The 26,321-nt window shown below is 68.8% G+C and carries 23 protein-coding genes; 9 read left to right on the forward strand and 14 right to left on the reverse strand.

The window, feature by feature from the left end:
- Window positions 1-2: 2 nt before the first annotated feature.
- The 4 genes from pepN to KY496_RS02740 form a co-directional block, all read right to left on the reverse strand.
- Window positions 3-2,657 (reverse strand): aminopeptidase N, encoded by a 2,655-nt coding sequence (pepN, locus tag KY496_RS02725; RefSeq protein ID WP_229520403.1) that lies wholly within the window; start codon window positions 2,655-2,657, stop codon window positions 3-5.
- Between the two features lie 226 nt (window positions 2,658-2,883).
- Window positions 2,884-3,948 carry an alkene reductase gene (locus KY496_RS02730; protein WP_005670003.1) on the reverse strand — a complete coding sequence of 355 codons (1,065 nt, stop codon included), beginning with the start codon at window positions 3,946-3,948 and terminating at the stop codon, window positions 2,884-2,886.
- Window positions 3,949-3,958: 10 nt separating this feature from the next.
- Window positions 3,959-4,255 carry a helix-turn-helix transcriptional regulator gene (locus KY496_RS02735; protein WP_005670005.1) on the reverse strand — a complete coding sequence of 99 codons (297 nt, stop codon included), beginning with the start codon at window positions 4,253-4,255 and terminating at the stop codon, window positions 3,959-3,961.
- A gap of 99 nt (window positions 4,256-4,354) precedes the next feature.
- Complete coding sequence (locus KY496_RS02740; RefSeq protein WP_219863749.1) at window positions 4,355-5,323, reverse strand: succinylglutamate desuccinylase/aspartoacylase family protein; 969 nt, start codon at window positions 5,321-5,323, stop codon at window positions 4,355-4,357.
- Between the two features lie 116 nt (window positions 5,324-5,439).
- On the opposite strand from KY496_RS02740, the gene KY496_RS02745 reads away from it, so the two are divergent.
- A complete protein-coding gene (locus KY496_RS02745; RefSeq protein WP_219863751.1) occupies window positions 5,440-6,072 on the forward strand; it encodes a hypothetical protein in 633 nt (210 codons plus the stop codon).
- Here the strand turns inward: KY496_RS02745 and KY496_RS02750 are convergent.
- The 3 genes from KY496_RS02750 to KY496_RS02760 all read right to left on the reverse strand — a co-directional run bounded on the left by KY496_RS02750 (window position 6,053) and on the right by KY496_RS02760 (window position 8,136).
- Window positions 6,053-6,523: a hypothetical protein gene (locus tag KY496_RS02750; protein ID WP_005670010.1), complete on the reverse strand. Its 471-nt coding sequence runs from the start codon at window positions 6,521-6,523 to the stop codon at window positions 6,053-6,055. The two genes, KY496_RS02745 and KY496_RS02750, sit on opposite strands and share 20 nt — an antisense overlap.
- 104 nt (window positions 6,524-6,627) lie before the next feature.
- Entirely contained in the window at window positions 6,628-7,497 is an 870-nt protein-coding gene (locus KY496_RS02755; protein ID WP_219863753.1) for a pirin family protein, read from the reverse strand.
- A gap of 42 nt (window positions 7,498-7,539) precedes the next feature.
- Entirely contained in the window at window positions 7,540-8,136 is a 597-nt protein-coding gene (locus KY496_RS02760) for an FMN-dependent NADH-azoreductase (protein WP_219863754.1), read from the reverse strand.
- Window positions 8,137-8,246: 110 nt separating this feature from the next.
- Between KY496_RS02760 and KY496_RS02765 the strand changes: the two genes are divergently transcribed.
- Window positions 8,247-9,212, forward strand: a complete 966-nt coding sequence (locus KY496_RS02765; protein ID WP_219863756.1) for a LysR family transcriptional regulator — start codon at window positions 8,247-8,249, stop codon at window positions 9,210-9,212.
- On the opposite strand, the gene asd is transcribed toward KY496_RS02765, so the two are convergent.
- From asd to KY496_RS02790, 5 genes are all read right to left on the reverse strand, one after another.
- Window positions 9,202-10,023 (reverse strand): archaetidylserine decarboxylase, encoded by an 822-nt coding sequence (gene asd, locus KY496_RS02770; protein ID WP_219865036.1) that lies wholly within the window; start codon window positions 10,021-10,023, stop codon window positions 9,202-9,204. The genes KY496_RS02765 and asd overlap by 11 nt on opposite strands.
- A 200-nt stretch (window positions 10,024-10,223) precedes the next feature.
- A complete protein-coding gene (locus KY496_RS02775) occupies window positions 10,224-11,066 on the reverse strand; it encodes an EamA family transporter (protein ID WP_219863758.1) in 843 nt (280 codons plus the stop codon).
- Between the two features lie 3 nt (window positions 11,067-11,069).
- Window positions 11,070-12,314 carry an MFS transporter gene (locus KY496_RS02780; protein WP_219863760.1) on the reverse strand — a complete coding sequence of 415 codons (1,245 nt, stop codon included), beginning with the start codon at window positions 12,312-12,314 and terminating at the stop codon, window positions 11,070-11,072.
- A 50-nt stretch (window positions 12,315-12,364) separates the two neighbouring features.
- Window positions 12,365-13,024: an HD domain-containing protein gene (locus tag KY496_RS02785; RefSeq protein WP_219863762.1), complete on the reverse strand. Its 660-nt coding sequence runs from the start codon at window positions 13,022-13,024 to the stop codon at window positions 12,365-12,367.
- Window positions 13,021-13,686 (reverse strand): ribonuclease HI family protein, encoded by a 666-nt coding sequence (locus KY496_RS02790; protein WP_219863763.1) that lies wholly within the window; start codon window positions 13,684-13,686, stop codon window positions 13,021-13,023. The genes KY496_RS02785 and KY496_RS02790 overlap by 4 nt, the downstream gene beginning before the upstream one ends.
- 87 nt (window positions 13,687-13,773) lie before the next feature.
- On the opposite strand from KY496_RS02790, the gene KY496_RS02795 reads away from it, so the two are divergent.
- Entirely contained in the window at window positions 13,774-15,711 is a 1,938-nt protein-coding gene (locus KY496_RS02795; protein ID WP_219863765.1) for a S9 family peptidase, read from the forward strand.
- A gap of 24 nt (window positions 15,712-15,735) precedes the next feature.
- On the opposite strand, the gene KY496_RS02800 is transcribed toward KY496_RS02795, so the two are convergent.
- Window positions 15,736-16,257 carry a YXWGXW repeat-containing protein gene (locus KY496_RS02800; RefSeq protein ID WP_219863767.1) on the reverse strand — a complete coding sequence of 174 codons (522 nt, stop codon included), beginning with the start codon at window positions 16,255-16,257 and terminating at the stop codon, window positions 15,736-15,738.
- Window positions 16,258-16,430: 173 nt separating this feature from the next.
- Entirely contained in the window at window positions 16,431-16,667 is a 237-nt protein-coding gene (locus KY496_RS02805; RefSeq protein WP_219863768.1) for a hypothetical protein, read from the reverse strand.
- A 224-nt stretch (window positions 16,668-16,891) separates the two neighbouring features.
- Between KY496_RS02805 and KY496_RS02810 the strand changes: the two genes are divergently transcribed.
- The 6 genes from KY496_RS02810 (at window position 16,892) to KY496_RS02835 (ending at window position 26,321) form a co-directional block, all read left to right on the forward strand.
- Window positions 16,892-20,014: a penicillin-binding transpeptidase domain-containing protein gene (locus KY496_RS02810; protein ID WP_219863770.1), complete on the forward strand. Its 3,123-nt coding sequence runs from the start codon at window positions 16,892-16,894 to the stop codon at window positions 20,012-20,014.
- 91 nt (window positions 20,015-20,105) lie between these two features.
- Window positions 20,106-21,425, forward strand: coding sequence for a hypothetical protein (locus KY496_RS02815; protein ID WP_219863772.1), 1,320 nt, complete (start codon window positions 20,106-20,108; stop codon window positions 21,423-21,425).
- Window positions 21,422-21,982: a hypothetical protein gene (locus KY496_RS02820; protein ID WP_229409909.1), complete on the forward strand. Its 561-nt coding sequence runs from the start codon at window positions 21,422-21,424 to the stop codon at window positions 21,980-21,982. The genes KY496_RS02815 and KY496_RS02820 overlap by 4 nt, the downstream gene beginning before the upstream one ends.
- A 25-nt stretch (window positions 21,983-22,007) precedes the next feature.
- Complete coding sequence (locus tag KY496_RS02825; protein ID WP_081589987.1) at window positions 22,008-23,114, forward strand: hypothetical protein; 1,107 nt, start codon at window positions 22,008-22,010, stop codon at window positions 23,112-23,114.
- The gene (locus KY496_RS02830) at window positions 23,111-24,121 is read left to right on the forward strand and encodes a hypothetical protein (protein WP_219863774.1); all 1,011 of its coding nucleotides are present in this window, start codon (window positions 23,111-23,113) and stop codon (window positions 24,119-24,121) included. Before KY496_RS02825 ends, KY496_RS02830 begins: the two co-directional genes overlap by 4 nt.
- A 145-nt stretch (window positions 24,122-24,266) precedes the next feature.
- On the forward strand, window positions 24,267-26,321 hold the full coding sequence (locus KY496_RS02835; RefSeq protein WP_005670043.1) for a hypothetical protein: 2,055 nt from the start codon (window positions 24,267-24,269) through the stop codon (window positions 26,319-26,321).

Genomic DNA, 26,321 nt, shown 5'->3' on the forward strand with positions numbered 1-26,321 from the left:
GCTTACTTCGGCGCCGTCATCGCCGCCTTGATCGCCACGCAGCGCTGTTCGTCCTGCAGGGTGTCCAGCAACGAGCGGCGGGTGAACGCCGACAGGTCCTTCATCCCGTCGGCGGCGCGGCTCAGGCGCTGCACGCTGTGCGGCGTGCACGCGGTCGGGATCATGGTGGTGGCGTAGGCGCGCATATAGACCGGGCCGGCCGCCTTGTCGATCGCCGGCAGGCGTGCCAGGCGCGCATCGGCCTCGAGCTCGCTCAGCTGGCCCTGTTCGGCCGGGAACACGCTGCCCATCGCCGTGCGGATGCGCGAGAACGGCAGCGGCGTCTTGAGGTCTTCGATCTTCCCGACCCATTCTGCCTTGACCTTCGGATCCGGACGCGATGCGGTGGCCGCCACCGCCGCCACCTGGCCGGCGTCGGATTTGTCGCGCGCGCTTTCCGCCGCGACCAGCGCGTCGGCGCCGGGGTGATTGTAGCGGTTGAGGTGGGCGATGATCGACCAGCGCATTTCCTGGGTGAGCTGCAGGCCGGCGGCGTCGACCTTGCCGTCGAGGATGCCGGCCAGGCGCGCCAGCGCCTCGGGGCTCGACGCCACGCTCACGTAGAGATTGAACCAGCGGCGCTGGACGTCGGCGTCGGCCTTGTGCGCCAGCACGCCGTCCCAGGCCATCTTCTCCAGGGCTGCATAGGTCTGCTTCGCATACGCGCTGTCGAGGCGCATGGCGTCGAGGTAGGCCTTCGACTGGACGACCTTGCCCAGCACGTCGCCGAGCAGGGTGTAGTCCTTCTCTTGCGGCGCATTGTTCAGGGCCACGGTGATGAAGTCGTTCAGCGGCAGCTGGGCGTCGCGCACGCTGTCCCACAGGCTTTGCCACAGCATGGCGCGCAGCAGCGGATCATCGACCTGCGACAATTTCGTGCGCGCGGTATCGAACGAGCGGGCGTCCAGCTGGACTTTCGCATAGCCCCAGTCCTGGTAGTTCGGGTAGACGAGGTCAGGGCAGGCCGCGCCGTCCAGATCCTTGACCGCAGTCTTTGCGCCCTTGTAGGTCACCGGCACGTTCTTGACCAGGGACAGCTTGCCGCCGTCGATCTTGAAGGCGGCCACCTGCACGCGCTGTTCGCGCAGGGTCGGCAGCTCCTTGCTCGGCGCCGATTGGGTAAGGGTAAAGTCCTTGATCTTGCCGTTGCTGCAGCTGTAATTGGCGGCGATCGTGTTCACGCCGGCGTGGTACAGCCATTCCCTGGTCCAGCCTGACAGGTCGCGGCCGGCGGTCCTGGCCAGCGTATTGATGAAGTCATCGAGGGTGGCGTTCTGCCACGAATACTTGACCAGGTAGTTGTGCACGCCCTTGCGGAACACTTCCTCGCCCAGCAGGTGGCGCAGCTGCTTGAGGGCGGCGCCCCCTTTCGAATAGGTGATGGCGTCGATATTGTCGAAGGCGTTGGCGGACGACGGCACCGGCACCTCGATCGGGTGGGTGCTCGCGGTCTGGTCCTGGATGTAGGCGCGCTGCTTGCCGGTCTGGTAGAACTTCTGCCACGAATCCTTGAACTCGGTCGACTCGGCGGTGGCCAGGATGCCCATGAAGGAAGCGAAGCTTTCGTTCAGCCACAGGCCGTTCCACCACTTCATGGTGACCAGGTTGCCGAACCACTGGTGCGCCATCTCGTGCATGATCACTTCGGTCATCGACTGCTTCTGGTCGGCCGTCATGTTGGCCACGCCGTAGCGCGCTTCGGCGAAGGTGATGGCGCCGGCGTTTTCCATCGCGCCGTACAGGAAGTCGGGCACGATCAGCTGGTCATACTTCTCGAACGGGTAGGGGATGCCGAAATACTCTTCGAAGAAGGTCATGCCGGCCTTGGTCTGGCGGAACCAGTCGGCCGGGACCACCTGCCTGGCCAGCGACTGGCGCGCGAACAGGCGCATCGGGTACTTGCCGCTATTGTCTTCCCAGACCTGGTAAGGACCGGCGTGCAGCGAGAAGTTGTAGGGGCTCAGGCGCTTCGTCTGCTTGAAGCTCCAGCGGCGGTTGGCGCCGGCGTCATCGATCCTGGTCTCGCGGGTGGTGGTGACCACGTGCCAATCCTTCGGCGCGGTGACGCTGACGGTATAGCTGGCCTTCAGGTCGGGCTGGTCGAACAGCGGGAACATCTGCTGGGCCGCCACCGGCTCGAAGTGCGAATACGTGTACACCCGGCCGTCGGCCGGGTCGACCATGCGGTGCAGGCCTTCGCCATTGGTGCTGTGCAGGCGCTCGTAGGCGACGGTGACGGTGTTGCGGCCCTTGGCCAGATGCGCCGGGTCGATCGTGATGAACCAGTTGTTGTAGCGCGCCTGGACCGGCTTGCCGTTGACGCTGACCGACTTGACGGTGGCCTTGTTGAGGTCGAGGGTGACCGCGGAATGCGTGTCCTTGAGGTCGAAGGTGACGGTCGTGGTGCCGGCGAAGGTTTCCTTGCCGGTCAGGGTAAAGTCCAGCACATAGTCCACGTTCGCGATGCGCGCGGAACGGGCGAACGCATCGGCCTGCGAGAGGAAGGCGGTTTCGGCGCGGGCCGGGGCTTGTTGTGCCGGTGCGGCGTGAACGGCGCCGCCGAAGACGAAGGCGGAAGCGATGGCAACGGCCATCACGCGGTGTGCGGGAAAGTTCACTGAATATCCTCTCTCGGGTGGGCGCATCTGGGTGCGCGAAATGTCAATCGCGCAAGAATAGCACTAACGTTCCACGCTGGACACCTGTTGGAGAGATTGCGTACTCTCGGCATGCGGATTCGATGCCGGTGTCAATACGAAGAAACGGGACCGCGAAGGTCCCGTCGAAAGAGGCGCCGCCGCTTCGCCGGCGACAGGGCAGCGAAGCGGTGGCGAAAACGAAAAATCAGGCGGCCTGTTCCAGCGTCGGGTAGTCGGTATAGCCGACCGCGCCCGGATGGTAGAAGGTGTCGGTGTTCGGCTCGTTGAGCGGCGCCTTCAGTTGCAGGCGCTTCGGCAGGTCCGGATTGGCGATGAACAGCTGGCCCCACGACACCGCGTCGGCGCTGCCGCTGGCGATCAGTTCCTCGGCCTGTTCGCGGGTCAGCTGCTGGTTGGCGATCCAGACGCCGCCGAACTCCTTCTTGATCATCGGGCCCAGCGCGTCCGGACCTTGCCCTTCGCGGGTGAAGATGAAGGCGATCTTGCGCTTGCCCAGCTCGCGCGCGACGTAGCCGAAAGTCTCGGCCGGGGTCGAGTCGCCCATATCGTGCGAATCGCGCGCCGGCGCCAGGTGCATGCCGACGCGGTCGGCGCCCCAGACCTCGATGCAGGCGTCGGTCACTTCCAGCATCAGGCGCGCGCGGTTCTCGATCGGGCCGCCATAGGCGTCGGTGCGCTTGTTGGTGGAATCCTGCAGGAACTGGTCGAGCAGGTAGCCGTTGGCGCCATGGACTTCGACGCCGTCGAAACCGGCCTTCTTGGCGTTCTCGGCGCCCTTGCGGTAGGCGGCGACGATGCCGGCGATTTCATCGAGTTCGAGCGCGCGCGGGGTGACGTAGGGACGCTTCGGACGCAGCAGGCTCACGTGGCCTTCCGGCTGGATCGCCGACGGCGCGACCGGCAGCTCGCCGTCCAGGAAGGACGGATCGGAGATGCGGCCCACGTGCCACAGCTGCAGGAAGATGCGGCCACCGGCCTTGTGCACGGCCTCGGTGACGATCTTCCAGCCCTCGACCTGTTCGTCGGACCAGATGCCCGGCGTATCGGCGTAGCCGACGCCCATCGGGGTCACCGACGTCGCTTCGGACAGGATCAGCCCGGCCGACGCGCGCTGCACATAGTATTCGGCCATCAGCGCATTCGGCACGCGTGCGCCGCCATCGGCGCGCGAGCGGGTCAACGGCGCCATGACGATGCGGTTCGGCCATTCGAGGGCGCCCACCTTGATCGGGTCAAACATTGTAGTCATCGGGTTATTCCTAAAGTCCGTCGTTCAGTTGTGCGAGAAAGGCCTGGATCGCCTCCTCGTTCCGTTGGATGAAAATCCATTGCCCGACGCGGCGCGTGTTCACGAGCCCGGCGCGCTGCAGGGTGGCCAGGTGCGCCGACACCGTCGATTGCGACAGTCCGGTTTTCTGGTCGATCAGCTTGCAGCACACACCCATCTCGAGCGGATGTTCCTGCTCGATGAAGTGCTGCTGCGGCTCCTTGAGCCACTGCAGGATCTGGCGCCGCACCGGGTTGGCCAGGGCCTTGTGGATCGCGTCGATGTCCATGGTTTTCCTTATATCGGGTTCTTTCGATCCGAATATCGTCATCTTACGATATTCAGGAAATGTTTGCTGGCGACGGATCGAAATGCGTGCTTGGCAGCCTTACTCGCGGCCGAAGGTCGCGTTAGGACGGGTCAGGTAATACCACTCGGTGTTGGCGGCGGCGTTCGCGGCCGGGAACAGGATGCGCCCGCCGAATTCGGCCACCACCGGCGTGCCGTCGGCGCGATGGCCGAGCAGTTCGCCTTCGATCACCGGGTCGAAGCTCTTCCACGGACGCACGAAGGCGTCGTCCGCGTGCAGCTTGTCGTGCACCACGACCATCGACAGCGCTTCCATCTCCTCGAATGCCACCGGTTGCGGATCGGGTGCAGTGGTCAAGCCCAGGTGGGCCAGGGTGTTCATGATGGCGCGGTAGGCGACGTCCGGCGCCGCCGGATCGTCATGCTGGCCGCATTCGAGCGTCAGCGCGTAGCCGCCGGTGCTGCGCATGTACTCGGTGGTGCCGACGCCGTAGCGCAGCACGGTTTCCAGTTCGTCGACGCTGCGGCTGCGGCGCTGCACGCCGTCGCCATAGGTGGCCAGCCAGCCGTCGACGAAGCGGCGCACGCCGAGACGGCGCGCCCAGGCGCGCTCCTTGGCGGCGTGGCGGAACGGCTGCAGCGTGCCGTCGTTGTCGAGCGGCCCGACCATCACGAACGGCTCGCCGGTGGCGGCGAAGGAGTGCAGGTCGAGCAGCACGTCGTGCTGGCCGAGCAGGGGGCACAGCCAGTTGGCGACCTGGTCCTCGAAGTCCAGCGGCTTCTCTTTCGGGAACAGGTCGCGGTTCAGGTTACGGTCGCCGTTGCGGGTGTTCTGGGCGTAGGCCAGCGGATTGACGATCGGGACGAAGGTCACGCTGCCGGCCGCGATGTGCAGCTTGCCGCTGTCGATTTCTTCCATGACCCGCTGGATCGCCTTGGTGCCGCACACCTCGTTGCCATGGGTCGCGCCCATGATGATGACGCGCGGGCCGGCCTGCAGGCCGGTGTAGTTGATGGATTTGAATTGATACTGGCGGGGGGAAGTCATGGGTAGCGTAGGCTGGAGAAAAAAGGTGGCGATATTCTATCGGTAAAAGCGCAAGTGATACTATCCCCTGGGGCGAGGCCGATATTCGGTGTCGCTGCCGATCCGGAGGGAGCCATATGAAGCGATGGAACACCAGGGCGCTGCTTGGGTTGCTGCTGCTTGCGGGTGCGGCCCAGCCGGCCCTGGCCTGCCGTTTCCTGCCGCAGCGGCTCAGTGCGCAGGAGCAGGTCGCGCGTGCCGGCGACGTCTCGCTCGTCAAGGTGGTGCGCGCGACGCCCAGGCCCGGGCCGGCGCCGGACCGCCCGCGCGACACGCCGGCCTGGATGCTGCCCTATCTGGGCTGGAATCCGGCGACCGGGCACAGCGGCCCCGCGAATCGGGACGACGAACGATACCTGGCGCAATACCCGGTCGAGTACGAATTCGTGGTCGAGAAGCGCTGGCGCGGCGCGGACCGCGCGACCTTCACGCTCATGGGTGTCTCGCCGCCGACCACCTTCCATGACCCGGGGCCTGAGGCCAACCAGGGCCGCGAAGAATTCTGGGAGGCCGGAGGCGGCCGCTACGCCCGGATGCACTTTTGCAGCATCGAGCCCTGGTTCGTCGTCGGCGAGCGGTATCTGGTATTCGTCGGGGATCCGGTCATCGCGCGCAGCTACGAGCACGTCGCGACCATCGAGGGCCGGGCGAATCCCGCCGACAAATGGCTGGCCTATGTCGAGGAGCGGCTCAGCCCTGCGCCTCGATGACCCCGAACCCGGCCGGCGCGTCGCCCAGGTAGGCCAGCACCGCATGCGCCTGGATGTTGGCATCGTACTGGGCATTGGCGGCGATCGCCGCGCGCAGGCCCGGCACGATGTCCGGCGTGTGCGGCTGGCGGTAGGCCTTGATCAACAGGTGCACCAGGTCGGCCGGCGCATCGGCGCGGCGCAGGCGCGATTCGATGATGGACAGCAGCGCGCGCTGCATGCGCGGGGTTGGATTGCGGATCTCGCCGAACACATAGGGTGTGTTGGCGATCGCGGCGCAGACGATGCTCTCCATCCGGTCGGCCTTGTAGTCGGACGGGATGTCGAAATACGCCTTGTTCCAGCGGGTGTGCGGATAGGCGTGGCCGGGCGGGAAGCGGTCGGCATTTTCCAGGCCCATGGCCCGGCTTGCACGCGACCACAGGTCGCCGAGGGTGTCCAGCAGTGCCATTACGAGATGTCTTGCGCTTGTGTCATCCCGCGAGTGTAGCGCATGGCCGGGAACCTCGCATAGGGGGGCAGCAGGGCGGTTTGGGGCGCCCTGCTGCCGATCGTTCAAGTGAACCTGCCGGCGCGGAAGTCCTCCACTGCCTGCTGCAGTTCGGCCTGGGTGTTCATCACGAACGGACCGTACTGCGCGATCGGTTCGTTCAGAGGCCGTCCGGCCAGCACCAACAGGCGGGTCGGCGCCAGGGCCTTGATGCGCACGCCGTCGGCGCCGGGCGCATTATCGAGGATCGCCATGCGCGCCTGCCCGACGCCCTTGCCCTCGATGACCGCCTCGCCACGGAACACGTAGACGAAGGCATTGTGGCCGGCCGGGATCGGTTGCTCGAAGCTCACGCCTTCGGGGATCTCCAGGTCGAGATACAGCGGCTCGGTATGCGCGCGCTGCACGGCCCCATCCACGCCGTGGGTGCTGCCGGCGATCACCTGGACGGTCACGCCATCGTCCAGCGTGAAACGCGGCACTTCCTCGAGCGGGATGTCGCGGTACCAGGGTTCGATCATCTTGTCGCTGGCGGGCAGGTTCAGCCACAGCTGGAAGCCCTCCATCAAGCCCTCGTTCTGCTCCGGCATCTCGGAGTGGATCACGCCGCGGCCGGCGGTCATCCACTGCACGCCGCCATCGGTGATCATGCCCTCGTTGCCGGCGCTGTCGCGGTGGCGCATGCGGCCGGCCAGCATATAGGTGATGGTCTCGAAGCCGCGGTGCGGGTGCTCCGGGAAGCCGGCGATGTAGTCGCCCGGCTTGTCGCTGCCGAAGGCGTCGAGCATCAGGAATGGATCCAGGCGGCGCTGCAGGGGACCGGTCAGCACGCGGTTGATCTTCACGCCCGCGCCGTCCATCACGAACTGGCCGTTGATGATGCGTTCGACGCCGCGTGTTTTCTGGATTGGGGTGGTGGCAACTGCGGTGTTCATGCTGTTCTCCTGTTGGTTGCGCCGCCTGGCGGGCGGCAAAAATTACGCCAGTGCAGCCTCGATCGCTGCATTGGCCGCCGCCTGGCCCTTGGCCACGGCTTCCGGACCCATCGCCATGCCCGACGAATAGATGAAGGTGTGGTCGTTCAGGCCGAGGAAGTTCAGCAGGGCGCGCATCTGCGGCACTTGCGGGTCGGCCGCTTCGTCATAGACGCCGCCGCGGGCCGCGGCCACGTACACCTTCTTGTTCTTCAGCAGGCCTTCCGGACCGGTCTCGGTATAGCGGAAGGTCACGCCGGCGCGGGCCACCGCGTCGAACCAGCTCTTCAGTTGCACCGGCATCGCGAAGTTGTACATCGGGGCGCCCAGCACGATCACGTCGGCAGCCTGCGCCTCGGCGATCAGCGCATCATCCAGGGCGACGCGCGCCGCTTGTTCCGCGCTGCGCTGGTCCGCAGGGGTGAACAGGGCGCCGACGGTGGCGCCGTCCAGCAGCGGGTGCGGCTGGGCGCCGAAGTCGCGGCGCACGATGCTCGCGCCCGGGTTGGCGGCGGCCAGCTTGTCGACGATCTGCTGGGTGACGCGGGTCGATTCCGATGCGTCGCCGCGAACGCTGGTGGTGATGTGCAGGATGTTCATGGTCAAGCCCCTTCGTTTGGTAGAGAGTTTCGATGGGGACACTTTAGCAATTCCAAAATCGGTCCGGAAGCCAGTAAAATGGATAACATTATTCTGCTGATGGGACAATCATGGACGTGGAACCGAATGACCTGCTGCTGTTCGCGCGGATCGTCGAGTCGGGCAGCTTCACCCGCGCCGCCGAGCGCGTCCACCTGCCCAAGTCGACCGTCTCGCGCCGCCTGGCGCTGCTCGAGACGACCCTGGGCGAACGCCTGCTGCAGCGCACGACCCGCAAGCTGGTGGTCACCGAGTTCGGCGCCAGCCTGTACGAGCACGCGCGCCGCCTGGCCGATGAAGTCGACGCCGCCGGTGCGCTGGCCCAGCACCGCCAGGGAGAACCGAGCGGTAAATTGCGCATCTCGGCGCCGGGCGACTTCGCCAACAGCGGCCTGAACGAAGTCATCGCGCGCTTCCTGGAGCGCTATCCGGCGGTCAAGCTCGAGATGGACCTGACGCCGCGCCGGGTCGACCTGGTGGCGGAGAATTTCGACATCGCGATCCGCATGGGCGACCTGCCGAACGACGCGACCCTGAGCGCGCGTCCGATCACGCTCGAGCAGCCCGGCCTGTATGCGGCGCCGAGCTACCTGGCGCGGCGCGGCATCCCCGAGCATCCCGACGATCTCGACGCGCACGACGTGCTGTGCATCCTGAGCCGCAGCGGCGGGGCCATGCCGTGGACCTTGACGCGCGGGAAGCTGCGCTGGGAGCGCGCGCTCAACGCGCGGCTGACGGCGAATTCTCCCGACCTGCTGGCGCGCATCGCCTCGCGCGGCGCCGGCATCGCGCTCAGTTCGACGCTATTCGCCCAGCCCTATATGCAGACCGGTGAACTGGTGCGGGTGCTGCCCGAATGGGATATGCCGACCGCCAGTGGCTGGGCGGTATTCCCGAGCCGTAAGCTGATGCCGGCCAAGACCCGGGCCTTTCTGGAGATGATCGAATCGGCGTGCACCGAGAAAGGCCATAGCCCGCATGCCGCGGTGGCCGCATTCAGGGCGCGCGCGGCGCTGGCGGACGAGCTCAGGACTTGAGCGGCCGCTCGCCCATCGGTTCGCCCAGCCGCACCTTGCCTTCCGGGGTCCAGGTGGGGCTGAAGGCGATGGCGCCGCGCTGGAACAGCATCACGACGGTGGAGCCGAGCAGGAAGCGGCCCATCTCTTCACCCTTTTTCAGCGTGACCTGGCCCGGCTCGTAATGCCATTCGCAGATGCGCGGCATGCGCGGTGGATTGACCACGCCATGCCAGGCGGTGGCCATGCTGCCGACGATGGTCGCGCCGACCAGGGTCATGACGAAGGGCCCGAATTCATCGTTCTCGAACACGCACACCACGCGCTCGTTGCGCGCGAACAGGCCCGGCACGCCGCGCGCCGTGGTCGGGTTTACCGAGAACAGCTTGCCCGGCACATAGATCATGCGCGTCAGGCGCGCGTCGCACGGCATGTGGATGCGGTGATAGTCCTTCGGGCTCAGGTAGACGTTGGCGAAGTGGCCGTGCTGGAAATGCGCGGCCAGCGACGCGTCGCCGCCGACCAGTTCACTGGTTGTGAACTTGTGGCCCTTGGCCTGGAAGATCTGGTGGTCGTCGATGTCGCCGAACTGGCTGATGGCGCCGTCCACCGGACACACGTAATCGCTGGCCGCCAGCGGACGCACGCCGTCGCGCAGCGGGCGGGTGAAGAACTCGTTGAAGCTGGGGTAGCTGGCGATGTCCGGATTCGCCGCCTCGTCCATGTTGACCCCGTACTTGCCCACGAACCAACGGATCAGGCTGGTCGTCATCGACCCGCCCTTGTGGCCGGCGACACGGCCGGCGAGGTTGGTGATCGCCTGCTTCGGCATGACGTATTGCGGCAAGACTTTTATACGGGACACGGACGATCGCCTTTCTTCGAAAAGTGCGCATTATAACGGGCGTACAATATAGGAGTGCCGAATGGAAATGGTATTTTCATTGCAAGCCTTTGGCCGAGTGTACTCCAGGTAGCGCCATAGTGGCGAACGCTGGCGCGGCTTCCCGGGTGGGACGGCGCGACCCGGATTCAGGCCAGGCGTACCGCCGCCGCGCCGAGCGCGACCAGGCCGGCGCCGCATAGCCGCGCGGGCGTGGCGCGCTCGCGCAGCACGAACACCGCGATCGCGGTGGCGAACACGATCGAGGTTTCGCGCAGGGCGGCGACCACCGCGACCGGAGCCTGGGTCATCGCCCACAGTGCGAGGCCGTAGGAAACAGTGGTGGCGACTCCGCCCAGCAGGGGCAGCGTCGGGTTGCGCAGCATGTAGCCGGGCAGCCGACCGGCGGTACGGCGCCACGATACGATGGCGATGCCGATTCCGCTGGCGATGAAGACCCAGGCGGTATAGGCGGCAGGAGAGCCGGAGCGGCGCACGCCGAGGCCATCGACCAGGGTATAGGCGGCGATCGTCACGGCGGTGAGCAGCACCAGCACGGTCGGGCGCACGCCGCCCGAGGCATGACCGCGGGCGCCGAAGGTCAGGGCGGCGCCGCCGGCGCAAATCAGGCCGATGGCGCTCCACTGCGCCGCCAGGAGCGTCTCGCCGGTGAAGAACACGCCTGCGACGGCCACCAGGACCGGCGCAACGCCGCGCATCAGTGGATACGCGTGGCCGATGTCCGCATGCCGGTAGGATGCGGCCAGCAGCGAGTAATACGCAATGTGGATCAGGCCGGATGCAGCAATGAATGGCCAGCTGGCGCGGGCGGGCGCCGCCAGGAAGGGCAGGGCCAGCGCACCGATCAGGGCGGCGCCGCTCATCACGGCCAGTGCCGCCATGAAGGTGTCGGTACGCGACTTGAGGGCGGCATTCCAGGCCGCGTGCAGGAAGGCCGCGAACAGGATCGCGGCAAGTACTGACGCCGACACGGGTCAGGCCTTCACGCCGGCATATCGATGGCTGCGAAAGTAATGCCACGCCACGATCAAGGCCACCGCCTGCATCGCCGCGCACAGGAAGAAGCTGCTGCCGACCCGCCAGTCGCCAGGCGGTAGGTGGCTGACCGCGCTCAGGATGCCGGTGCCGAGCAGCGGCGTGACGATCACGCCCAGGCTGCCGATCGACTGCAACGAGCCCATCACCTCACCCTGCTGCTCGGGCGGCGAGGATTTGGAGACGATGCCCTGCAGGGCGGGACCGGTGGCATAGGCCAAGACATTGGCCAGGATGAAGACGTACATCATCCATCCCTGGGTCGCCAGGCCGTAGGCGAGGAAGGTCAGCATGCCGGAGGTGAGCGCCATCAGCGACAGCCGCACCTCGCCGAAACGGTGGATCAGCTTGCCCAGCAGCCAGGCCTGGACCACCACCGAGCCGAGGCCGACGCAGAACAGGGCGATGCCGTTGTCGCGCGGCGTCCAGTCGAAGCGGAAGGTGGTGTACAGCACCCAGGTCGACTGCAGCATCATCTGGGCGAAGGTGGCCAGCGTGATCACAATCACCAGGCCGCGGATGTCTTCGCGTTTCACCAATCGCAGCAGGGCGGAGAAGGGATTCAGGCGCGCCAGCCTGAACGGTTCGCGGCGCGCGGCCGGAAGCGACTCGGGCACCAGCAGGAAACCGTAGACGAAATTCGCGGCCGACAGCGCGGCCGCAACGTAGAAGGGCAGGTGGAGGTTGGCGTCGCCGAGTATGCCGCCCAGCATCGGGCCGCAGATGAAGCCGAGGCCGAAGGCGGCGCCGATCTTGCCGAAGGCCTTGGCGCGGTTCTCGCGGGTCGAGATGTCGGAAGCGTAGGCCGAGGCGACCGACATGCTGGCCGAGGACATGCCGCCGATGATACGGCCGACGAACAGCCAGGCCAGGGTCGGCGCCCAGGCCGTGACCAGGAAGTTCAGGCACATGCCGGCCATCGAATACAGCAGCACGGGACGGCGGCCGATGCGGTCGCTCAGCGCGCCGAGCGCCGGCATGAACAGGAATTGCAGGATCCCGAAGGTCGCCGCCAGCACCCCGTACCACAAGGCCCGGCTGTCCGGTCCGTCCACGAACTGGTCGAGCAGCAGCGGCAGGACCGGGACGATCAGGCCGATGCCGAGCATGTCGATGAAGATGCAGACGAGGACGAAATTGAGTTTGCCGGGGACAGCTTGCGGTGCTGCGGTCGAACTGGTCATGGACACCTCGGTCAATACAGTTCGTCTATCTTAGCATTGCTGCAAGTAGTCTAGGCGCCATTCCACTCGGCCGCGAACTCCTCGCGGAAGGCCAGCAGTTTGCCCAGCCGTTCGCGGCCCAGCGCACGCGCGGCGTCGGTCTGCATCATGTCCGGGAGCTTCTGCAGCTTGACCATGATGTGGTCCAGCGAATAGCGGCGGTCGTCGAAGTCGCGCTCCTTTCCCAGCGGGTCGCTCGGGTGGGCCAGGCTGCTTTCCATGCGGCCGGCGATGTAGAACATGCGCGCCAGGCCCACCAGGCCCAGGCCGTCCATGCGGTCGGCATCCTGCACGATCTTCGCCTCGATCGTCTCGGCGGGGATCGCAGCCGAGAAGCTGTGGGCCTCGATCGCATGCGCCACGGCGTCCAGTTTGTCGGGCGGGAAGCCTAAATGGGCCAGCTGGTGGCGCGCCAGCCGCGCCGAGCGGGTGGATGCCTGGTTGCGTTCGGGATCGTTCTTCGGCAGGTTGACCAGGTCGTGCAGGTAGCAGGCGGCCAGCACCACCAGGCGGTCGGCCTCGGGATGGTGTTCCAGCAGCGCCTGTGCAGTGCGCCACACGCGGTCGAGGTGGGCGCTGTCGTGGGCGCCGTCGGTATCGGCGCTGCCGGCGGCCATGGCGGCCAGTTTGGTGCGCCAGCCGGCGAGATCGGTATTGCTCGTGTCGGTCATGTTTCTTGTTCCAGTGTGAGAGGCGGCACGGCGCGCTGCGACAGCGCATCGGCCCGTGTGTTCTTGTGGCGCGGGATCCAGCGCAGCCGCGCCTGCGGCAGGCGGGCCAGCAGGGCCAGCGCCTCGCTGCGCAGCAGGCCCAGGGCCGGCGCATTGGCGCCATCGGGGGCGTTGACGTCGTCGATCACGACCTGGCTGTCGCCCAGCACCAGCAGGTCGGTCGCGCCATGCTCGACGGCCGCGCGCAGCACGGCGTTCAGGGCGCGGTACTCCGCTTCGCTGCTGTTGCCGTGGCCGCCGTCGACGGAAAGTTCATGGCGCTGGCCGGCCGGCCCTTCGAGCACGGCGCCCAGGCCGCAGCGGCCCGGGTTCGGCCGCGCCGAGCCATCGAACCAGGCGCGCCAGGCGCTGGTCTCCGGCCCGGCGCCGCGGGTGCGCGCGGCGGCGACGCTGGCCTGGCGCCGCGCGGCCTGGAGTTCGGCGTGGAGGCGCTGGGCCTGGCGTGCGGACAACAGGCTGGCCAGTCCGGCGCTGCCTCCGCTGAGCGTCAAGGTCCGTTCGAGGGCCTCGGCCTCGGCCATGCCGGTGCGCGCCGCCAGGCGCCGGGCGGCGGACAGCTCGGCCTTGAAGGCGGCGGCTTGCAGGGTGGCGAGGTCGATCATGGCGAGAGCATAACCGATCCGCGATTGTTGACAGGTGTTAAGACTTTTGAAACACTCATCCTGTCGAACTCAACCACAGGAGTAGGTATGCGTCAGAATCGCCGTGCTGTCAGTCTGTCCCTGTTCGCCATGCTCGCCGGCGCCGGCCTGGCGCCGATGCAGGCAATCGCCCAGGCCGCCAAAGTCGACAAGGCCGCGCCGGTCAAGACGACCTCCAGGACAGTAAAGCGCTACACGATCGAGCAGTTCATGGCGACGACCTCGCTCACCGGCGCGTCGTTCAGCAAGGACGAGAAGCAGATCCTGTTCAGCAGTAACGAGTCCGGCATCTTCAATGCCTACACGGTGCCCGTCGGCGGCGGCAAGCCGCGCGCGCTGACCGCGTCCAAGACCGACACCACCTACGCCATCGGCTACTTCTATAACGACGACCGCATCCTGTTCACCCGCGATGGCGGCGGCAACGAGCAAAACCACCTGTATGTGCGTGAACTCGACGGCAAAGAACGCGACCTCACGCCAGGCGACAAGCTGAAAGCCTCGTTCGCGGGCTGGAAGCCGGACGGCAGCGGCTTCTACGTCGTCACCAACGAGCGCGATCCGAAGTTCTTCGACCTGTACCTGTATGACGCCGCCACCTATGCGCGCACGATGGTGTACAAGAACGACAGCGGCATGAACGTGTCAAGCATCAGCCGCGACGGCAACTGGCTGGCCTTCAACAAGCCCGCCACCACGTCGGACAGCGACGTCTATGTGTATAACGTGCAGACGCGCGAGATGAAGCACGTCACGCCGCACAAGGAGCCGGCCAGTCATTCGGCCGAGACCTTCGACCCGGCGTCGAAGCGCCTGCTGTTCACGAGCAATGCGGAAGGCGAGTTCGCGCGCATCAAGGCCTACGACCTGGCCAGCGGCGCGACGAGCGACGTCGAGAAAGCCGACTGGGACCTGCTGGGCACCGGCTATTCGCGCAACGGCCGCCACCGCGTCAGCATGGTCAACCGCGACGGCAGCATCGAAGTGCGCCTGTATGACGATGCCGGCAACCCGGTGACCTTGCCCAAGCTGCCGGGCGGCGAGATGCGCCAGGTTACGTTCTCGGAGAGCGGCAACCTGATGGCGTTCTACCTCAACGGCGACCGCTCGCCCAGCAACCTGTACGTGCACGACTTCAGGAACGGCAAGACCTCCCAGCTGACGCGCAGCCTGAACCCGGAGATCGATCCGAACGACCTGGTCGAGGCCGAGGTGGTGCGCTTCAAGTCCTTCGACGGCATGGTGATCCCGTCGATCTACTACCGGCCGAAGGGCGCGTCGCCGAGCGCGAAGGCGCCGGCGGTGGTGTTCGTGCACGGCGGGCCGGGCGGCCAGACCATGCGCGGCTACAGCGCCCAGATCCAGTACCTGGTCAACCACGGCTATGCGGTCCTGGGCATCAACAACCGCGGCAGCTCGGGCTATGGCAAGACCTTCTTCCGCGCCGACGACCGCAAGCACGGCATGGAGCCGCTGTGGGATTGCGTCGAGGCCAAGACCTGGCTGGCCAGCCAGGGCGATATCGATCCGGAGCGCATCGGCATCATGGGCGGCAGCTACGGCGGCTACATGACCCTGGCGGCGCTGGCCTTCCGGCCCGAGGCGTTCAAGGTCGGCATCGATATCTTTGGCGTCAGCAACTGGGTGCGCACCCTGGAAAGCATCCCGCCGTACTGGGAAGCGCAGCGCAAGGCGCTGTATGACGAGATCGGCGACCCGGTCAAGGACAAGGACTTCCTGGTCGCGACCTCGCCGCTATTTCACGCCCATCACATCCGCAAGCCGCTGATGGTGATCCAGGGCGCCAACGACCCGCGCGTGATCAAGGCCGAGAGCGACGAGGTCGTCGAGGCGGTGCGCAAGAACAAGGTGGAAGTCGAGTACGTCGTGTTCGACGACGAGGGCCACGGCTTCTCCAAGAAAAAGAATGCGGCCGTGGCGAACGCGAAGATCCTTGCCTTCCTCGACAAGCACCTGAAGCCCTGAGCCGCATCCCGGCCGCGCCGTGAGTCAGTAGCGGTGAGGATTGTCCGGGCGGCGGTCGTGGCGGTTGCGCACGCCGTCGCCATCGCGGTCGCGGTCATGGCGGTCGCGGATGCCGTCGCGGTCCCGGTCGCGGCCATGGTGGCGGTCGTGCTTGTCGTGCTTGTCGTGCTTGTAGTGATGGCGGTCGCGATGGTCGCGGTAGTGGCCCGGCGGCGGGCCGTAATGGTGGGCCGGACCGCGGTTCCAGCGCGACGGCTCCATCACCCAGCGTCCGCCGCGATGGTGCCAGCTCGGCGGGGCGTACACATAGCCGGGACGGGCGGCGACATAGTGGCCTCCCACCCAGTGGTGGCGGTGCGCGCGCCACTCCCAGTAACCGGGCGCCCAGACGTAGCCGCGGCGCGGCGCTGGCACGACTTCATAGATGGGCGCCGGCGGCGCGGTGTTGATCACGACCGAGATATGCGGCTGGGCGTGCGAGTCCTGCGGGGTGAAGGCAGCGGCGCCGATGGCGACCAGGGCTGCAATCAAAATAGGGGATTTCATGTTCGTCTCCAGATCCTTGAGCGGATGCGCTGCAATATAGCAATCCGGGAAACGAAACGTGGCGTTTGAAGCAAGTTCTTACAACTGAAACAGATCAGCGGGCGGCGCAGCTTCGGGCCGCCGCGCGCCGCATCCTGGCGGCGCGTCGGCGCAGGCGATCCGACCTGCGGCGTTCACATGCGGCTCCCGACGGTGACGGTGTCCGCCGCCAGCAGCTGCGATTTTTCGGCCGGGTCCAGGCGCTTCGCGCTGACCTTGACGACCGCCATCTTGTTGCCGCTGGCGATGGCGGCATCGCTGACGTGGTAGCTGCTCGCATGGGCGTCGGGAATCTTGGCCAGGTAACCGGCCGGGACGGCGACCAGGGCGGCGGCGATGAAGAGGGCTTCCATGTGCTTGAGGACGTTCATTTTGCGGCTCCGTTTAGTGAGTAGTGAGGGGTGGTCGGTGTGTCGATGTGTCCACTGTAGGCCAGCCGCCGCCCCGTCTCCAGCGACATGCGACGAGCCGTAGAAAACGCGGAATGAGCTGCATCGGGAGGCGGATAAATCCCCGGACAGGCTGTCTTTCACGCTCCCCCGGCTAGATGAGCACGAAGGGCGCGTGGGCGCCACGTAACCACCGGATGACAGGCATGCTCGCCACCCTGATCGACCAACTGGCCGCTTCGCGCACGGCGCGCCGGCGCTCCCGCAACCTGCGCGCAGGCGCCCGTCCGGCGAGCGCCGATGCCGACCGGTCGCTGTCCATCGGCCCTGCCTGGCTGTGGGCCGTGCTGGTCGTGGTCCTGGGCGGCGCCGTCGCGCTGGCGATGCATGCGCGCGCGCTGCCGGACGGCGCCGCCGAGACGCCCGGCGCGGTCGCGCTGGGCGCCCTGCAGCCGCTTGCGCCGGGGCTCGACTTCGTGGTCCCGCGCGAGAGCGGCGTCTCGCTCACCCAGCACGGGGGACTGGCCCTGCTGGTGGCGAGCGGCATGCGCGCCGGCCCGGCGCTGCGGATCGACCTGTGCACCCAGATGCTCGACCCGGCGCGGCCGCGCATGCTGCCGCTGCGGATCGGCTATCCCTTCGACGAGGCGGCGCGCATCGCGGGCGCGGCCAATGCACCGCCGCGCAGCGTGCTGCTGGCCCGATCCGGCTCGACGATGCCACGCATCGACATCGCCGGCAATGCCGGCGCCGGCGCGACTGGCTTGACGCTCGCCTGGAACGCCGGCGCCGCAACGGCGGGCTGGATCGGCGATGCAAGCGGCGGCAACGTGACGCGCGCGCGCCAGGGCCAGGCCGTGCTGGGCAACAGCGGCTGGCTGCTGTGGGGCAGCGAGGCCCTGCGTTTCACGCGCCGGCCCAGCGCCGCCTGCCCGCAGGCGGGCGAGCTGGTGCTGCATCACTATCAGCCAGGCGCCGCTGGCGGCGCGGCCCTCGTGCAGGCCTTTCCGGCCCACGGCGCGAGCGTGGAGTTGCGCCTGGCGCCGGGCGCGTGGCAGGTGCCGCTGCGGCCTGGCCCCGGCATGGAAGACCAGGCGCTGTTCGAGGCGCTGCGCGCGCGCGGCCTGCTGCGCCAGGGGCGCGACGGCCTGGTCGAGCTGGCGCCGCGCGACCTGCTGGCCTGGCAGCAGGCCGGCCAGGAGGCGCGCGCGCCGCTGCCGGGCTGGGAAGATCACGTGCTGGACGTCGGCGACCGCCGCCTGCTCGAACGCCTGCATCACCGCGCCGACGGCGCTTATGTGCGCGAACAGGTGCGCATCTTTAACAGCGAGCGGCGGCTGGTGGCCTGGCGCACCCGGCCCGGCGCCGACGCGCTCTGGCATGCGCTCGTCGGCGGCGCGCCGGCGCCGCGCGAAGCCGGCCTGCCGGTGGCCGCGATGCGCCTGTTCGCGCGCCTGCCGGAAGGCTGGGAACCGTGGCAGCGGGTCGGCGGCTGGGACGGCGGCCGCCAGGGCTCGCTGGTGACCTTGAACACGCCCGTCAACGGCCGGCCGGTCGAGCTGCTGGTGGCGGGCCGGGTGCGCGGCGTGACGGGCGCGCGCGTGCTGGCCCAGGGCGCCTGCGACGGCCGCGCCTGCCCGGACCGCGAGGCGGTGCAGCGGCTGGTACTGGCGCCGCTGGCCGGGGCGGCCGCGATCGCGGTGCAGGTCGAGCCGCTCGACCTGGCGGCGATGTCGGGCAGCGCCGACGCCGCCTACCGCCACCTGGCCATGGTCGAGGGACGCCTGGCGTGGCAGGCGCTGCCGGCCGTCGCCGGTGGGACGCAACCCGCCGCCGTGCCGGTGCGCCTGCGCGACCGCCATGGCGAAGCGCTGTGGGCCGACGGCGCCCCGGCCGACGCGGCGCTGCGCGCCGGCCTGGCGCCGCTGCTGGGCGTGCACCGCCAGCACGACGGCAGCGTGGCCGGCATGCTGGCGCGGATGAAAGGGACCAGTCACGAGGCGCAACTGAGCCTCGACCTGGGCCTGCAAGCCAGGGCCCAGCAGCTCCTGGACTGCATCGGCCTGCGCGGCGGCCGCTGGGACGGCCGGGCCTGCGTCGGCGGTGTCGATGCCCAGCCGGAGCGGCGCGCCGGCCTGGTATTGCTGGACGCGGGTAGCGGCGACATCCTGGCCGCGGCCTCCAGCGGCGGCGGCCAGGCCGATCCGAGCCGCTGGGGAGAACTGCGCGACTTCGACCGCGCCGATCCGGCGCGCAGCCCACTGCGCAGCGCCGCCTTCCAGCACGACGGCGGCGCGCACCGCGCCCCAGGCTCGACCTTCAAGGTGATTACCGCGCTCGGCCTGGAGGGCGCGGCGCGCGCCGACGCCGGCCTGGACGGTCTGCTGCAGGGCTTGCCGCTGGGCGAGGTGGACCGGCTGGCGCACGAGGGCGGCTACGGCTTTCGCACCGGCGCGCCCAGCTATCCCTTCGAGGGCAAGCGCGCCCGCATCACCAATTTCCGCGACCAGATCACCAGCACCCGCGCCCAGGACGGCCGCCTGGGCCTGGCGCAGGCGATGGCGCACAGCGTCAATACCTGGTTCGCCTGGAGCGCCGAACTGAGCGACCGCACGCTGATGGGACAGCCGGACGGCGGCATGCCGGGCGCGCGCGAACTGGAGCCGGGCGCGCTCGACACGGTGCGGCCGGTGGCGGCGATGGCGGCGCGGCTCGGCTTCGGCCAGCCGCTGCGGCTCGACGGCGGCCTGCTGCCGCCCGACTACCGCTGGGGCGAGTGGGACGCGTTGCAGGCCAGCGCCTCGCGCCTCGACCCGGTCCACAGCCGCCACGAACTGCGCCAGATGGCGATCGGCCTGCGCATGCAGACCACGCCGCTGCAGATGGCGCTGGTGGCGGCGGCGGTCGGGGAGGGCCGCACCGTGGCGCCGCGCCTGCTGCTGTCGCTCGACGGCCGCGCGGCGCAGGCGACGCCGGGCCAGGCCCTGGGCGTGCGCCTGGACCGCGTGCGCGCCGGGATGAAGGGCGTGATCGACGGCGGCACCGCGGCCGGGGCATTTCGCGCCGCCGGCTTCGATCAGCTGCGTCCCGGACTGTACGGCAAGACCGGCACGGCGCCGGCCGGCCAGGACGAGCTGGCGACCGTCTGGTTCATGGGCTGGCTCGAGCCGGGCAGCCTGCCGGGCCAGGCCGGGCGGCTAGCCTTCGCCGCTTTCGTGAGCCATTCGGCGGCCACCGGCGGCGGCCATGCGGCCCCGGTCGTGGCGGCCCTGTTGCAATCGATGCAATCGGCAACAGAAGGGCAGTCGTTGGAAAAGAGGCACAAATAAGGTTCTTCTGCGCGCCTCAAGGCCGTGTTTGTATGGCATCATCTATTTCAATCCGCAAAAAATGCGGGGCGAAACAGAGGATGGGGTAGGTATGCGTTTGCCGGGAACCCGGTATCAGGAGCACGGTTGGGAGCAGGTCCGCAAGCTGCTGGGACACTGTTCCCTGCAGGCGTGCGCCCGCCTCGGGCCGGCCACCTTGCTCGACCCCGATCCTGAACAGTCGCTCGGCGCCTATGTCGACGCGGTCGCCCAGGCCCTCGATGCGGCCGGCGCGCGCGCAGAGATGTACAGCAAAAGCGACGGCAACAGCTATGGCGACACCTGCGGCGAGCTGGCGCTGACCCTGGTCTACGAACTGCAGGCGCGCCCGGCCGACTGGGGCGCGCTGTGCGCGGCGGTGACGGCCGAGCATGCGCGCATCGGCGCGTTCTGGAACGCAGCCGGCGGCGAGGCGCTGCTGCGCAAGAAATTCAACGACCTGTATGCCGTCCTGCGCGACAAGGTCGACAGCGACAATTACCAGGCCGCCTGCGGCCGTCCATGCAGCCCGAACCGCATGTATGCCTACCGCATGCTCGATACCGCCTGGCACGAGGTCGCGCGCCTGTTCGAGCTCTGGCGCGAGCACGCGCCGCAAGTCGGCGCCATCCTGGGACGCGAGGTCGTGGCGATGCCGATCGAGGCGCGCCAGTTGCGCACCAGCGGCGACTGCAAGCCCGAATGGATCATGCGCTGGAGCGAGAGCCTCGAGGTGCATACCGGCGCGCCGGGCCCGTTGCACACCAGGTCCAAGCGCTTCGCCAGCCTCAAGAACAGTCCTGACAAGATCGGCGCCATGCTGCGCGAGATCGGCGAATACGAGCTGCTGTCGGCCAACCGCGACCAGGATTGGCTGCACGACGCGAGCCAGGCCCATGCCTGGCTGGACGACTACTGGCGTGTGCTGGATGAATCGGAACGCGGCAGCACGCCCGGCCCCGACCTGATCCTGGAAGCGCGGCAGGACGAGCTGGACGCCAGCGTCGGCGCCGAACCCGAGGCCGCGATCGATGGCGATCCGCTCGAGGCGCGCGAAGCCGCACGCCTGGCGCTGGTCGCCCAACAGGTTTCACTCCCCCCCAACTATTCCTTGCTGGCGGCGCTGGCCGAGGACCGCGCCAGCTGGGCGGCGCGCCGGATGGCGCATGACTCCCTGCCGGTGCGGCTGGCGGTGTATCTCAAGCTGCTCGGCCCATTCGACGACAGCTATCCGTCCGAATGGCTGGATCCGCAGACCGGCGAGTTGCCGACGATGCAGCAGCTGGCCGGGCTGGACGGGATCTCGCTGCCGACCCTGCGCAAGCGGCGCGACGCCGCGATTGCGCGCCTTAACGAGATGGCGGGAATGGAGGAGGAAAGACGATGGGCATGACGGAACTGGATCGCAAGCTGCAGGCCGGCGCCTTGCTGGGACGCCGGGTGGAAGGCGACCGCCTGGTGCTGGCCGACGCGGTGCTGGCGCAGGCGCTGGACGGCAGCCGACCCCTGACGGCGGGCGAACGCGCCGCGCTGCAAGCCTCGCCGCTGACCTTGCGCCGCCTGCGCCACCTGGCGGACAGCCGGCGCACGCAGGCGCAACCCGGCAACTGGCGCGGCAGCCGCGGCCTGTTGCGGGCCGCCGACAGCGGCAATGCCCTGGACCTGCTGCGCACCGACGACGGCATGTGGCGCCTGCACTTCGTCGAGGCCGCAGGCAGCCTGGCCGTGGTCGTCCAGCTCGACCCGGAAGCGGCGGGGGCGGCCGGGGTGATGGCGGCGCGGCCGGCGATCCAGGTGCGCGATGGCCGCGGCGCCCTGGTACTGGAAGGACAACTCGATGCCGACGGCGAGTGCGAAGGCCGGTGGCCTTTCGCGGCGTCGCCCGCGGCGCATTTTCAGCAGCATGGAGCACGCTTCGAGGTCATCCCCGGCGTGAATCCAGTCACATAGTAGTTCGGACATACCCGGAAGGACGATGATGCTAGGTTCGCTGTTCAAGAGTACATTGCAGAACACGCTGCGGCCGCTGCGGCAACCGGAATTCGACGCGACGCGCCTCGGCAGCGCGGCGATCGCGCTGCCGGCGCCGAATGGCCTCACCGTCCCGCCGGGCTGCGCCGCCGTGCTGGTCGACCGGGGTGGACGCAGCCGGCGCCAGGCGGCCGGCAGCCGCATCGCCGCCATCGAGGGTGAAACCGCATGGTGCGTCCATCCCGGCCCCTATGCGTGCGAGCTCGTGCCGTTCGCCGGCGCGCCCGAGATCGGCCTGCGGGTGCACTTCGCGATCGACGCCAGCGACCCGCGCGCCACGCACCAGCGCTTCGACCTGTTCCTGGCCAGCGAGGCCGGCTGCATGGTCGAGTTGACAGGATTCGTCGAACTGGCGCAGACCGCGCTGCAGCGCGAGCTGGCCCAGGGCAACCTGGAGCTGCCTCCCTGCACGACCCTGGAAGAGTGGAATGCCTTCCGCACCGGTTTCAACCAGTTGATGTATACCCGTTTCGGCGTGACGGTCGACGATTGCGTGCCGGTCGACCTGGGCGCCGCGCGCGATTATGCGGCCACGCTCGACGCGCGCCTGGCCGCGCGGCTCGATGCAGTCCATCCGTCCGCCGCGGCCAGGGAAGAGTTGGCGGCTGCGCCGGCGCCGCAGCAAGCGTTCGTTCCCGCCTGCGAGGATGCGCGCGCGCTGCGCCGCCTGTTCCTGGAGCTTCCGTGCCTGATGTGCGCGGTGCGCATGGCGGTGATGCCGGCCGACCAGGGACGCTTCCGCCAGCATCAGGAACTGCTGCGCCGGCTCGACCTGGTCAGCCTGGCGGTCGGCACCATGCCGGCCCTGGAACTGGCGGCCCCCGGCCAGCCGCTGGCGCAGGAAGAGCAGTTGCGGCGCGCGCGCCACAGCCGGCGCGCCGCCGCCGCGCTCGACGAGGCATGGGCGCTGTTGGCGCGCCTGAAGGTGGCCGGCGAAGGCCCGCTCGACGCCCTGTTCGACGAGGCCGACCGCATCGTGGCCAATCTCGAGACCGAGGCCGGCGCGCGGCGCGCCGTCACGGCGCGCGACGTGGAGCTGGAGGAGGCATGAGCGCAAGCGCAGACGCGAACGCGGTCCAGTGCCGCAGCATCGCCGCCGACGGCGGCATGCTGACGATCACCGCCACGCGCCGCCCGCGCGCCGGGCGCGCCGACGTCAAGTGCAGCGTGCCGGGCGCGCCCGCCGTGGCCGAGCGCATGCAGCAGGTGGTGCGCCTGGCGCGTCACACCGAGCCGCGCTTCGACAGCCGCGACCAGGTGGTGCTGAGCCTGGACCGGGCGCCGGCCGACGGCGACCGCGACTGGGAACTGGCGGCGGTGCTGGCCGACCGCGTCGTGCGCGACGTCTTTGCGCCGAGGCGCGAGGTCGTGGCCAACGGCTGGTCGGACGCCTGGCACCTGGGCCGGATCGACGGCCGCAGGCTGGCCGGCGCCCCGGACGGCGTGCTGCTGGGCGGCGCCGACGCCCTGGCGCACCTGGGCGCGCTGAACGGCCAGCCCGATCCTGGCGCCGGGATCTCGAGCGCGCGCGCCTGGTTCCCGCTGCACAGCGGCGGCGAACACGATGGCCTGGGCTGGGTCGAGGTCAGCGTGCGGCCGCTGGCCAGGGCCGGACGCGACGACGATGATCCGGTCAGCGTGCCGGACGTGGATGCGGTGCGCCAGGCCCAGGTGGCGGCGGTGCTGGCCGGATCGCGCCACTTCGACGGCCGCGGCCAGGGCCAGTGGCGCACCACGGTGCGTTTCGGCGAGCCGCGCTTTTCGGGCGACTCTTACCAGCTGGCGCTGGTGATGGCCGACCGCATGGCGCGCGGCCGCGAATTCCTGGCGCGCGGCCGGGTGATCGCCACCGGCAGCTCCAGCGCCTGGCATGCGGGACGGGTCGAGGCGGTCGAGGCGCTGGCGCCGAAATGCGCGCTGATCGCGCGCGAGGCCGGCCCGGGCGACCGCGTCCTGCTGCCGAAGGAGTGGGAAACCGCCCTGCCGCAGGGCTTGCGCGAAGCCCTGCGCGCGCGCGGCGCCAGCCTGGCCTGCGTCGAGCGGATCGGGATCATCTAGCAGGCGTGTTGATTTGTTTGACCGGATCGCACCCTGCGCACGGGAGCGATCCGTGCCGCAGGCATGGCCCTGCTAAAATCCAATGGTTGGACCGGCAGGTTTGCTTTGGTAGTGACAAGAAGTACAGGACAGAACGGAGTCGGATATGTTGCAGATGTTCGCAGTAAAAAGCGCCGCTTGCCCGCGCTGCGAGTGCAAGAACGCGCCTGAGGCGCGCTATTGCGCCGGCTGCGGCGTGATCCTGGGCGCGCCGCGCAACAAGCCGGTGCTGGTCGAGAACCGCTGGGTGCCCGGCCCCGACGAACTGGCCGTGTTCTTCGGCGTGCGTGAACTCTCCGGCCTGTTCGTCAAGACGCTGCGCGTGCCGGCCACGGCGCGCGGCTTCATCCTGCAAGGCGACAAGGCCACCGAGGTGCCGCAGGGCGAATACGAGATCGAAGGCTTCTTCACCCGCCTGAACCACCTGCTGCGCGACCAGCACGCCGAGATCCTCGTCACGCGCACCGGCGCGCTGGCGGTGCCGTTCGAGTTCGACGACATCCCGACCTGCGAACATCTCGACGTCGCCCTGCGCTTCTCGGTGAGTGTCAGGATCGAGAACGTGCCGGCCTTCGCGCGCCACTTCATGACCATGCCGGGCACGATCGGCGCTGCCGAACTGCGTGAGCTGCTGTCGCATCCGGTGCGCCAGCTCGCGCTCGAGTTCATCGGCGCGCGCTCGATCCGCGAACTGGCGGCCAATGGACAGTTGCGCGAGCAGCTCGACCAGCGCCTGCAGGGCGGCCTCAAGACGCTTCTCGCCGGCTACGGCCTGGCGGTGACAGCGGTCGAGACCTTCGAGCTGCGCCACGACAAATACGACGCCAACCGGGCCCGCATCGGCAGCCTGTGGCTGGCCGCGGACGACAAGCACGTGCAGCTGGCGCACAGCCGCCACCTCGACGAGCTGTACACGGCCGAGGAATGGCAGCGCATCAAGCGCAGCGAAGAAGAAGGGCGGCTGCGGCTGCGGCGCGCCGAGCTGCGCCAGGATGACGCCATCGCGCGCGCCGAACTTTCCTTGCAGGGCGCCGACCGCGCGCATGGCGTGCGGGCGCGCCAGATCGAACTATACGGCCGCATCCTCGAGGCAGGGTCGCGCAAGCAGGCGCTGGCCAATGGCGCGGCCGAGGTGTTGGCCGAACTCGAGCACGAGATGGCGCACAAGAACGCGCAGCGCGCCGACGAGGCGGCCGAGTGGCGGCACCTGCGGGCGCTGGCCGGCGTGCGCATGCGCGCCGAGATCGCGAGCGCGCAGCAAGAAGCCACCCAGGCGCGCCAGCTGGCGCAGCAGCGCTTTTCCCAGCAACTGCTGCAACAGCAGATCCGCAACAAGATCGAGCAGGCGCGCCAGATCGAGGACGCGGCGCGCCAGCGCGCCGAGCTCGTACGGCTGCGCGCGAGCGAAGAAGAAGCGGCGCGGCGCCTGCGCGACATCGACGAGGCCGGGCACGAGGCCACGTTCCAGTCCCTGAAGCTGGCCAATGAAGCGCGCCGGCGCGAGGCCGAGCGGGCGCAGGAATGGGAAGACGAACAGGCGCGCCAGCGCATCGAAAGCGTGCGCCGGGGCGCCGGCCGCGCCGATGCCCAGGCCCAGCACGAAAAGCTGCTGCGCACGATCGAGGCCGACGCCACGCATGCGCGGCGGATGCAGGACGTCACCCTGGAAGCCGACGAGCGCCGCGCCGGCATCGGTGAGGCGGCGCGCGCGGCCGACCGCGCCCACGAACTCGAACTGGCGCGGCTGGCGATGGCGCGTGCCGAAGCGCTGGGCGCGATGGACGACACCGCCAAGCTGGCGCTCAGCGAGGCGCCGAATGCGGCCGTGCTGGCCGACTACCTGAAAACGCGCGTGCATGCGACCATGGATGGCGACCAGTTGACGGCGCTGGCCGGCGTGGCCGGCGCCGGCAAGGTCGACGCGGCGCTGGCCGACGCCCGGGTGGCCGCCGAACAGGCGCGGCGCGAGCTCGAGGTCGACAAGGACCGGCGCCACCAGCTCGACCTGCTGGCCATGCAGAACGACGTGAACAAGGCGGCGCTGACCTCGCAGGCGGCGCTGGCCGCCGGCATCGCAGGCGCGCGCCAGTGCGTCCACGGCCACCCGGCCGGGCGCGACGACCGCTTCTGCGCCGCTTGCGGAGCGACGCTGCCGGCGTGA

The organism is Massilia sp. NP310 (assembly GCF_019443485.1).
Lineage (GTDB): Bacteria > Pseudomonadota > Gammaproteobacteria > Burkholderiales > Burkholderiaceae_D > Telluria > Telluria timonae.